Source organism: Nocardioides astragali (genome assembly GCF_024436375.1).
GTDB lineage: Bacteria > Actinomycetota > Actinomycetes > Propionibacteriales > Nocardioidaceae > Nocardioides > Nocardioides astragali.
In genome coordinates, this window is the sequence record NZ_JAFMZM010000009.1 from 38,613 (window position 1) to 48,765 (window position 10,153).

The following is a 10,153-nucleotide window of genomic DNA, read 5'->3' on the forward strand; positions in this document are numbered from 1 at the left end:
TCACACCGGCGGCGCGACGAAGACGCCGCGGTCCGGGTCGTTGAACGACTGCTTGGCGACGAACTCGCTCATCGGGTTCGCGGTGCCCCACTGGTCGGTCACCTCGGGGTCGGAGAAGTCGTACAGGTGCGGGTGCCAGCTGTCCTCATCGAGCTCCTCGAGCTCGGTCGTGTACTCGATCGTGTTGCCGTGCGGGTCGAGGAAGTAGGTGAAGGTGTTCTTGCCCGCCAGGTGGCGACCGGGACCCCACACCTTCTCCACGCCGGCCCGCATCAGGCGTCCGCTGCCGCGCATGTACTCGTCGATGCCGCGCATCTCGAACGACGCGTGGTGCAGCGACACGTGCGGGCAACGGGCGATCGCGAGGCTGTGGTGCGCGGGGTTGGTGCGCATGAACCACATGACCTCGCCCATGTGGGGCGAGTGCAGGGTGTCGGACAGCGCGAAGCTGAGGTGCTTCTCGTAGAACGCGACCGTGGCCTCAGGGTTCGGCGAGTTGATGACGACGTGGGAGAGCTTGACGGGGATGGACTCCCCCTCCTCGATTCGGCGGTGCTGGCGCACCGCGACGTCGGAGGAGATCTCCACCGTCCGGCCGTCGTTGTCGAAGAAGCGGAAGCCGTAGCCGCTTCCCGGGGTCTGCAGCTTGTCCGGCTCGGCGACCAGCTGCACGCCCGCCGTCGCGAGGCGCTGCGCCATCGCGTCCACGTCGTCGGTGGTGGCGGCGCCGAAGGAGATGAGGTCCAGCCGCTTCTCGTCGGCCTTGCGCAGCCGGACCGAGTACTGCTCGGGCGACCCCTCGGCCGCGAGGAAGGCGATGCCGTCGTCGGTGGTCTCGGGCGACAGGCCCCACATCTCGGTGTAGAAGCGCAGCTGCGTGTCGTAGTCGGGGACCGCGAGGTCGACGTGGCGCAGGTGGGTGATGAGCCTTTCGCCGCGGTCGTTGGTCGGCAGTGCGGACAGGTCGGAGGTGGTCATGAGGTGCTCCTGGGTCGTGGATCGGTCGGTCAGGCGGGTTCGGTGAGGAGGTGAGCGATCCGGGCCATCAGGCGGGGTACGTCGCCCTGCTCGTGGTCGAGCAGCCACTGGCCGAGCTGGACCGAGGCGTCCACGACCTCTCTGGCACGGGTCAGGCGCCGGTCGGTGAACGTGGTCCAGAGCTCGTCGCTGACCGTGTCGCGGGCGAGCAGGAGCTCGGCGAGCACGGCGGCGTCCTCGAGCGCCTGCGCGGCACCCTGGGCGAGGGTCGGCGGGCACGTGTGGGCGGCGTCGCCGATCAGCACGACGCGGCCGCGGTGCCACGGGGCGTCGAGGAGGTGGGTCTCGAACCAGGTGTAGTTCACCCGCGTCGGGTCGGTCATCGAGGCGCGGATGTCGTCCCACGGTCCGTGGTAGGCCGCCGCCAGGCCGCGCATCACGTCCAGGGACTCCTGCGGGGAGAGCCGGCTGCGGTCCTGCGCGTCCTCGACGAGGTAGGCGTACAGCGAGTCCTCGCCCGTGGGGCAGTACCCGGCGATGTAGCAGGGTCCGCCGTAGTAGAGGTCGGTGCGGGTCACCGAGGCGGGCCGCGGCGCGAACACCCGCCAGATCCCCATGCCGGTGCTCCGGGTCTCGAGGTTGACGCCGAGCTGCCGCCGCGTCCAGGACCGGACACCGTCGGCGCCGACCACGAGGTCGTACCGCCCGGAGGATCCGTCGGCGAACGTCACGTCGACCCCGTCGTCGTCCTGGTCGAGCGCGGTGTAGGTCGTGCCGAACCGGACCTTGGCGCCGGCACTGGTCGCCCGGTCGACGAGGATCCCCGCCAGGTCCGGGCGGTACATGCCGACCGTCGCCGGCAGGTCGGCCCCGCCCGTACGGACGTCGGTGAGCTCGACGATCAGGGTTCCGTCCGGGTCGGGGGCGCGGAGGCCGAGGGTGTCGAAACCATAGCCTCGCTGGGCGACCTGGTCCCAGACACCGAGCTGACGCAGCACCCGCAGCGCGTTGCCCTGGAGCGTGATCCCGGAGCCGAGCGCGCTGACGTCGGGCTTGAGGTCGATCAGGTCCACGGAGACGCCGGCGTCGGCAAGGAGGATGGCGGTGGCGCAGCCGGCGGCGCCGGCGCCGACGACGAGCACGGATCGAACTGCGGGCACGAGAGCTCCCGGGGAGTGGCGGGCGGACCGTCAGGTGACGAGGTGTCGGGACGGATGTGACGTCCACCACTGTGGGAGCCACGCCACCATCAGGGAAGAGCAGATCGATGATCGCCCCCATCCATGTGGTTTATGGTCACGGGGTGACCGGGCCGACGCTCCGCAACCTCGACCTCAACCTGCTTCCGACGCTTGACGCGCTCCTGCGCGAGCGCAACGTCACCCGCGCCGCCGAGCGCCTCGGACTCAGCCAGCCGGCGGTGTCGGCAGCCCTCGGGCGGCTGCGCCGGCACTTCGGCGACGAGCTGTTGCACCGGACCGGCAACCAGTACGAGCTCACCCCGCTGGCCCAGCAGCTCCGGGCACCGATCGAGCTGGCGCTGGCCGGGGTCCACCGGGTGTTCGACGCCTCGCCGCTGTTCGAGCCCGCCACGTCGGAGCGGACGTTCCGCTTGATGATGTCGGACTACGCCACCGCGGTCCTCGGCGAACGACTGGTGCGGCGGCTGGCCGACGTCGCGCCCCACGTGAGACTGGTGCTGCGCCAGACCGATCCCGAGTTCGTGGACAACGCGGCCGAGAACCTGCGCTCGGTGGACGGGGTGGTGCTCCCCCACGGCTTCCTGACCGACATCCCGTTCACCGACCTGTTCGAGGACACCTGGGTCTGCGTCGTCAGCCCGGACAACGACCGGGTCGGCGAGGAGCTGACGATGGAGGACCTCGCAGGACTTCCCTGGGTGGTGATGTGGGACCTGCCGACCGCGTTCGCGCCCGCCGCCCGGCAGCTCAGCATGCTCGGCGTCGAGCCGCGGGTCGAGATCACGGCAGACAGCTTCCTCGCCCTGCCGTTCCTCGTGGCCGGCACCCAGCGGATCGCCGTGCTCCAGGCCCGGCTGGCGCACCGCCTCGCCGCCACGGCCGGAGTCCGGCTGCTGCCCTGCCCGTGGGACGTCGTACCGGTCAAGGAAGGGTTCTGGTGGCACCCCTCCCACCGCCGCGACCCGGCCCACGAGTGGCTCCGAGGCACCCTCCAGGAGCTCGGGCGCGAGCTCGCCGAGGAGCCGGAGCAGGCGCTCTGACCTGCGGCTATCGATGGCGTAGATACCACGGCCCAAATCGTCAACTTCCGTGAAGGCGCTCGCGCGCCCCACTCTGGCGCCGTGACGCCCGTCACCCTCCCCCGCACCCCCCCGACGAGCCCTGGAGCGGCCATGTCCGACAGCCCGACCACCGCACCCACCCTCACCCGCCCGGCCGACGGTGGCCCCCGACGGGCGGGCCGCCCGCAGGGCGTGCTGCTCATGTTCATGAGCTGCCTGCCCGTCCTCGGCGCAGTGCTGCTCGCGCCGGTCCTTCCCTCCATGCAGGGCCACTTCGGCAACACCGCGCAGGCCAGGACGCTCGTGCCGATCTCGCTCACCATCCCCGCCCTGATGATCGCCCTGCTGGCGCCGTTCGCGGGCAGTGTCGTCGACCGGTTCGGCCGCAAGCGGTTGCTCGTCATCGCCCTGGTGGTCTACGCGGCCTTCGGCACCGCTCCTCTGTGGCTCGACGGGCTGCCGGCAATCGTGCTCAGCCGTGTGGGTCTCGGTGTGGCCGAGGCGGCGATCATGACCTGCTGCACAACCCTCATCGCCGACTACTTCTCCGGCCCACAGAGGGACCGGTGGCTCGGTCTCCAGACCGTCTTCGCGTCTTTGTCGGCGACGCTCTTCTTCGCCGTCGGCGGCGGCCTCGGGGCGCACAGCTGGCGTACGCCGTTCTGGCTCTACGCCTCGAGCTTGGTCTTCGCCGTCCTAGCGGCAGCGCTGCTCTGGCAGCCGCACTCCTCGGACGAGAACCCCGCCGGGACCACGCGTACGGTGCTGCCGCCCGTGCCAGTGCGCGCCCTGCTCGCGCCCTGCCTGGTGTCCGTCTTCGGCGGCATCGTGTTCTTCGCGCCGATCGTGGAGCTGCCCTTCGTCCTCGACCACGCAGGGATCGACGCGGTGCCGGTCATCGGCGCCGTCGCCGCCCTCGCCTCCGCCGCGACCGCGGTCGGTGCCTTCACCTTCGGCCGGGTCTCGAGCAAGGGCACGGCGACGCTGCTGCCGATCGCGTTCGCGCTCGCCGGCGTCGGCCTGGTGACCGTCGGCCTCGCGGGCTCCGTCCCGGTGATCGTCGTCGGTGCGGTCATCGCCTCCAGCGGCACAGGCCTGCTGCTGCCGACCCTCCTGGTGTGGGCGCTGGCCGGCCTTTCCTTCGAGCAGCGCGGTCGCGGCACGGGTCTCTGGACGGCCGCCCTCTTCCTCGGCGAGTTCGTCTGCCCGCTGATGGTCCTCGCCCTCGCTGCCGCCCTCGGCGGGCGCGGGGCGGCACTTGTCCTCCTGGGGGCAGCCGCGCTGGCCATCGGAGTCGCGTGCCGCGCCGCCATGACCCGTGCCGCGGCGGTGCCGGCCTGACCGGGCATCAAGACGTCGGATCGCCCGGTCGAGACGGTCCCACCGGCACGTCTCCACCACGGAGTGCCTCTTCGTGATCGACGGCGCCCTCGACGTGGTGGTCTACGACGACGTGCACACGTTCACGGCCGGCGATCTGGTCGTGCTCACGCTGGCACCGCCCACGCCGTCGCTCCTGCGCACGGGCGCAGCGCGGACATGCTCGCCGTTTCGCTCGCGCGACGGTAACCGAGCGTCACGCCGTCTCCCTCGGCATGAGGCTCGGGCCCTGGGGGTACCGACCCGGTCACGTGTCCCGAGCGATGGAGGAGCCATGCCGAGCAAGTCCGCCAACGTCAAGAACGAGAAGCAGTACGAGGCGCTGAAGGACAAGGGGATGTCGAAGCAGCGCGCGGCGAAGATCGCCAACGCGCCGGACGCGTCCAAGAAGGGCGGCAAGTCCAGCGGCAGCGGCAAGAAGAACAGCGACAGCAGCCAGGGCGGCACCACCGCCCAGAAGAAGAAGGCCGGCAGCAAGGGCGGCAAGGCAGCCGCCAAGAAGAGCTGACCGCGCCAAGCCCGCACCGTGGCCCGGTTCTCGATCATCGGACCGGCTGCGCGCCGCATCCCGGTCGCCTGATCGAGAATCGACTCACCCGTAGATCTCCGGTAGGCACCAGGCCACCGGACCGAGAGACCGCCTGGCGCGCGTGCTGGCCGCTCCGAGCTTCAGCTCGATGCCTTCGCCGCCCGGCTGGCTGCCACCAGCGCTGCGATGAGGAGTCCGATGATCACCAGGAGCAGTGGGATGGGCGCCAGCAGGACCAGCAGAACCAGAATCGCCACAGCGACGAACCTCTGGGGCACGGTGGCTCCGGCCCACGCGCCCTTGGCGCCCGCCCACACGGGGTTCTTGCCCCTCAGATGTGCCTTGCCGGCTTCGTAGACCGCGCGCTCGAACGGTCCCCGAGAGACCATCGCTCGCTCCAAGCCCACGAGCCCCTCGTCCACGTGGCGGGACAGCTTCCCAGCCCCGTATGTGAGGAGGGCGTCGAAGAAGTTTCCCAGAGCCGCTGACAGATCAGGGGGCGCGGGCGAGACGTCCGCACGTGCGTCGGCCGCGATCGCGCTCATGTCTCGTCCTCCTCGCACGTCGATTGCAGCCTACGCCTTCGGGCGTGCGAGGCCTCCGCAGTCGTCGGCAGGGCTTGTCCTGCACTCACTCCTCCCCACCTTCCTCGCTGTCCCTGGCGCGTTCGTACTGGACGTCGCGGCGCAGCTCTGCTGCCTCCGGCAGGTCGATCACTGACGACAGGTCTTCCAAGGGAGGTGGCGGCTGCTCCCACTCGGTGGCACCTCGGCATGGGGCTCGGCCCCCTGGGTACGAGACCGGTCCTGGTCCCGAACGATGGAGGAGTCATGCCCAGCAAGTCCGCCAACGTGAAGAACGAGAAGCAGTACGAGGCGCTGAAGGACAAGGGGATGTCGAAGCAGCGCGCGGCGAAGATCGCCAACACGCCGGACGCGTCCAAGAAGGGCGGCAAGTCCAGCGGCAGCGGCAAGAAGAACAGCGACAGCAGCCAGGGCGGCACCACCGCCCAGAAGAAGAAGGCCGGCAGCAAGGGCGGCAAGGCGGCCGCCAAGAAGAGCTGACGAGGGCGATGTCTCGCGGCCGCGATGGCCGCCCGGCCGGCGTCTCAGAAGGAGGGCGCGGCCTGGGCGGCCTGGCCCTGCCGACGGGCCTCCAGCACCACGGTCCGTAGCCGGTCGCGGGCGATCCCGAGGCACTCGTGAACGGCTCCTCGCGCCACTGACAGGCCGAGCACCTGCTCCGGCACTTCCAGCTCGGGTGCCGCGGTCAGGCTCTCGTCGAGCCGACGTCGTACGTCGGGAAGGACCTCGTCGACGAGCGGGCGCAACCGCCCGACGAAGAAGACCGACTCGGGGTCGAGCGTGACCACCACGGCGCTGACTGCAGTGACGATCGCCGTCGTGAACGCCTCCAGTACCTCCGCGCGCAACACGTCGTCGTGCGGTTGCAGCCACAGGTCCTCGATGCGCTCGAGGTCGAGGCCCCGCCCCTGGGCGAACCGCAGGAGTCCACTCGTGCTCAGCAACCCGTCGAGGATCTCGTCACCGACCCCGGCGACGAGCACACCGAGGTCACCGAAGGCAGGCGTACGTCCCCGCACGAGCTCGTGTCCCCTGCAGCTGGCGAGGCTCAGGGTGCTGCTCACGCTGAGGAGCGCGGCACTGCCGAGAGTGGCGTCCTCGGCGAGGATCCCGAGCAAGGACGCGTTGGCGTCGGTGTCGAGGAGCACGGGTGCGCCGACCTGGTCGGCAAGGGCTCGCTGGAGAACCGAGCCCGCATAGATCTTCATCCCCTCTGCCGGGCCGAAGATCTCTGTGCCGTTCAGCACTCGGCCGGGCACCGCGACGACGACCTGGCGCAACGGCCCGCCCGCGGATCGACGGGCCTCGGCCACCAGGTCGACCAGCCACGCCGCGGCCTTCGCGACCTCCGTGTGGGCCACCGTGGGAACGATGACGTGATGGACCTCGCGACCCCTGAGGTCGGCCACCAGGACGCAGGTGCTCTGGGCGCCGAAGCTGACACCGACGACATGTCCTGTCGTGCCCGGTACGTCGAGGTTGGTGGAACGACGCCCGCGGCCCGTCACCTCGTCCACTCCGCCGTCGACGACGAAGCCGTCCGCCCGGAGCTCCTCCACTGCACGAGACACCGTGGCCTTGCTCAGCCCCGTGAGCTCGATGAGCTCGTTGCGAGTCAAGGGCGCCCGGGAGAGGACGATGTCGAGGACCGACGCCTTGTTGTGGTCGCGGGGCGTGGGGTTGCCGGTCACCTCATGACCCTACCGAGCCGGACTCGGGGAGCGGGTCGACCGCCGGACGGCCGGCCCGAAGCTGTGCGACGACGTCCGCCATCGGTACGGCGAGGCCCCGCTCAACGTTGATCCAGTCGTCCTGGGCATGGGCCAGCAGGTAGTCGCGGCGCTCGGGTACGCGCTCCGCGCGCCAGTTCGTGATGAGCGCGCGCAGGGTGAGCCGAGCCAGCGCGGCAACCGGCAGCAGCGGCAGCTCCCGATCCTTGATCGGCCGAGCCCGTTCATAGCCGGCGACGAAGGCGCAGGCCTCCCGCCAGGGCTGTTCCGGCGGCCGACCGACGAGGTTCGCCATGGCCACCGCGGGGTCGAAGATCACCGCACTGCGCACGGTGTCACCGAAGTCGATGACGCCGGCGACGTAGTCGTCGCCCTGGTCATCGATGACGACGTTGTAGGGACTGAAGTCACCGTGGATCACCTGCGTCTCGAGGTCAGCGAGGCTCGGGACGACGGTGGCCTCGAACAGCCGGAACACCCTCTCGGCCAGCGCGCGGTGCTCGCCGTTCGCGGTGTGCTCGACGAGCTCCGTCAGGTCGTGGAAGTGGCGAACGTCCCACACCAGGCCACGCTGGTCCGCCGGGTGCGCAAACCCCTCCAGCGCCACGTCGACCCGCCCGAGGATCTCGCCGATCCTGGCGAGCTGCTCGCGATCCGGTTTCGCCTGCGCCCAGAGCGCACCTTCCACGAAGTCGAACACCCGGAGGACTCGGCTCCTGCCGTCGTCCGTCTCGATGACCACGCAGTCGCGGCCGTCCACCGCGAGCTTCACGCGCTGGACCGGCAGCTCGGGAGCGGTTCGCTCGAGGTAGCGCATCGCGGCGGTCTGCAACCCGACGACCTCCTGCGCCTCATCCGGTGGTGAGACCTTCACGAGGTGGTCGGTCGCACCCGTCCTGAGCCTGAACGTGTCGTCCTTCTCCGTCGCCAGCGCCTGGAGACGTCCGTCGAGGTCGTAGTGCCTGTCGAGGAGCCTTCTCACCACCACGACGTCGATGGACTCGTGCGATGACTCCAGACCGCTCTCGGCGAAGAGCCGTTGAGCGGAGCCCGAGGGCGGCGAGGCGTTCACTGTCGGTCCCTTCGGCCAGCGCTACAGACGGACTTCCGCGACCTCGGCGAAGGTCTCCAGGAACCGGGTCACGTCGGATTCGCTGAAGGCCAGCGGAGGGCGGATCTTCAAGACGTTCGCGCCCTTGCCGGAGGCGCTGATGAGGACTCTACGGCCGCGCATGTCGTTGATGAGGTCCTCGGCTCGGGTGCGGTCAGGCTCGAGCGACTCCCGGTCCTGGACGATCTCCACCGCGTAGTACAGCCCCGTGCCGCGCACTTCGGCGACGTACGGCGACTGCTGCGTGATCGCCTCGAGCCCAGCGCGCAGGGCCTTGCCGTTCTCGAGGACCCGCTGCTGCACGTCCTCCTCCTCGAGGACGTCCAGCACCGCGGCACCGGCCGCCACCGGGATCGAGCTTCCGGCGAACGTGTTGAAGTAGCGGACGTTGCGCCCGAACTCGTCGGACACCTCGGGGCGGAAGACCACGCCTGAGAGCGGCACTCCGTTGCCCATCGGCTTGCCCAGGGTGACGATGTCCGGCAGCACGCCTTGGCGGCGGAAACCCCACATCGAGTCCCCGAGACGGGCGAATCCGGCCTGCACCTCGTCCGCGATGTAGACACCGCCAGCAGCGTGCACCTCCTCCACGACCCCGGTCATGTATCCGACCGGGTCCGTGAAGATCCCGTCGCTGCTGTAGGCCGAGTCGGTGACCAGTGCGGCGAGCCGGTAGCCGTGGCGCTCGAGGTCGTCGATCGCGCCGCGCACCTGGTGGCGCATGTGGTCGGCCAGGGTGGAGCCGGGCGCGACGAGTCGCGGGTCAGGAGGATCGATGAGCCGGACGTTGGGCCCCAGTGGTGAACCCTTGCCCAGAGAGGGCGAGAAGCTGGAGACCTCGCGGGTGATGCCGTGGTAGGCCCAGCGGGTCACGATGATCCCCTCGCCGCCCGTGTGGAACCTAGCCACCCGCATCGCGAGGTCGTTGGCCTCCGACCCGCTGCAGGCCAGGCTCAGCTTCGACAGCTCGTCGGGGAACGTCGCGAGGAGCCGCTCCGCATAGTCGACGAGCGGTTGCTGGGCGTATCGAGTGTTGGTGTTGACCGCCGCCAGCTGGCAGGAGACCGCCTTGACCACATGGGGGTGGGCGTGCCCCACGCAGGGGACGTTGTTGTAGGCGTCGAGGTAGTCGTTGCCGTCGCGGTCGACCAGGTGGGCGCCGTGACCGGAGACGAACTCGACCGGCTCCTTGTACATCAGCATGTAGCCAGGGCCGAGCACCTCGGTCCGCCGCTGGATGGTCTCCCGGAGGTGCCCGGGGAGCTTCTCCAGCGCCGCGGGGTCGAACCCGTTGGGAAAGCTGTCGGTCGCCCGACTGCGGGTGGAAGGCATCGCGAGTTCCTTTGTGGTGGTCATTCGGTGGCCCGATCTCGGGTGACGAGCTGCCGGGGCTGGGTCCGCTCAGATGCCGAGCAGGGTGTTGAGCTCGTCGAGGGTCTTGACGACGGTGAGGTCGTAGCCGGGGGGCACCGGGTCGTAGCCGCGGTCCAGCAGCACGAGGTTGCGGAAGCCCATGTCGTGCATCGGCATCGGGTCGTAGCGGGTGTGCGAGGAGACGTGGACGAAGTCCTCGGGCTG

General features: G+C 70.0%; 10 protein-coding genes. 4 read left to right on the forward strand and 6 right to left on the reverse strand.

The annotated features are described in order from the left end of the window. Both J3P44_RS24525 and J3P44_RS24530 read right to left on the reverse strand, forming a co-directional pair. Entirely contained in the window at positions 1-978 is a 978-nt protein-coding gene (locus J3P44_RS24525) for a VOC family protein (protein ID WP_255893146.1), read from the reverse strand. Positions 979-1,007: 29 nt separating this feature from the next. Further along, complete coding sequence (locus J3P44_RS24530) at positions 1,008-2,138, reverse strand: FAD-dependent monooxygenase (protein WP_255893147.1); 1,131 nt, start codon at positions 2,136-2,138, stop codon at positions 1,008-1,010. A 143-nt stretch (positions 2,139-2,281) separates the two neighbouring features. Between J3P44_RS24530 and J3P44_RS24535 the strand changes: the two genes are divergently transcribed. The 3 genes from J3P44_RS24535 to J3P44_RS24545 all read left to right on the forward strand — a co-directional run bounded on the left by J3P44_RS24535 (position 2,282) and on the right by J3P44_RS24545 (position 5,129). Further along, complete coding sequence (locus J3P44_RS24535; protein WP_255893148.1) at positions 2,282-3,220, forward strand: LysR family transcriptional regulator; 939 nt, start codon at positions 2,282-2,284, stop codon at positions 3,218-3,220. 132 nt (positions 3,221-3,352) lie between these two features. Beyond that, complete coding sequence (locus J3P44_RS24540) at positions 3,353-4,582, forward strand: MFS transporter (RefSeq protein WP_255893149.1); 1,230 nt, start codon at positions 3,353-3,355, stop codon at positions 4,580-4,582. A gap of 313 nt (positions 4,583-4,895) precedes the next feature. Next, complete coding sequence (locus J3P44_RS24545) at positions 4,896-5,129, forward strand: DUF7218 family protein (protein ID WP_255893150.1); 234 nt, start codon at positions 4,896-4,898, stop codon at positions 5,127-5,129. A 161-nt stretch (positions 5,130-5,290) separates the two neighbouring features. Here the strand turns inward: J3P44_RS24545 and J3P44_RS24550 are convergent, their stop codons facing one another. Continuing rightward, on the reverse strand, positions 5,291-5,695 hold the full coding sequence (locus J3P44_RS24550; protein WP_255893151.1) for a hypothetical protein: 405 nt from the start codon (positions 5,693-5,695) through the stop codon (positions 5,291-5,293). 285 nt (positions 5,696-5,980) lie between these two features. On the opposite strand from J3P44_RS24550, the gene J3P44_RS24555 reads away from it, so the two are divergent. Beyond that, the gene (locus J3P44_RS24555; RefSeq protein WP_255893152.1) at positions 5,981-6,214 is read left to right on the forward strand and encodes a DUF7218 family protein; all 234 of its coding nucleotides are present in this window, start codon (positions 5,981-5,983) and stop codon (positions 6,212-6,214) included. A 44-nt stretch (positions 6,215-6,258) separates the two neighbouring features. Here J3P44_RS24555 and J3P44_RS24560 read toward each other — a convergent pair whose 3' ends face one another. From J3P44_RS24560 to J3P44_RS24570, 3 genes are read right to left on the reverse strand one after another with little or no spacing between them, the layout of a single operon-like run. After that, positions 6,259-7,425, reverse strand: a complete 1,167-nt coding sequence (locus tag J3P44_RS24560; protein WP_255893153.1) for an ROK family protein — start codon at positions 7,423-7,425, stop codon at positions 6,259-6,261. A 1-nt stretch (position 7,426) separates the two neighbouring features. Next, complete coding sequence (locus J3P44_RS24565; protein ID WP_255893154.1) at positions 7,427-8,536, reverse strand: phosphotransferase; 1,110 nt, start codon at positions 8,534-8,536, stop codon at positions 7,427-7,429. Positions 8,537-8,557: 21 nt separating this feature from the next. Next, positions 8,558-9,907, reverse strand: coding sequence for an aspartate aminotransferase family protein (locus J3P44_RS24570; RefSeq protein ID WP_255893155.1), 1,350 nt, complete (start codon positions 9,905-9,907; stop codon positions 8,558-8,560). Positions 9,908-10,153: the final 246 nt, after the last annotated feature.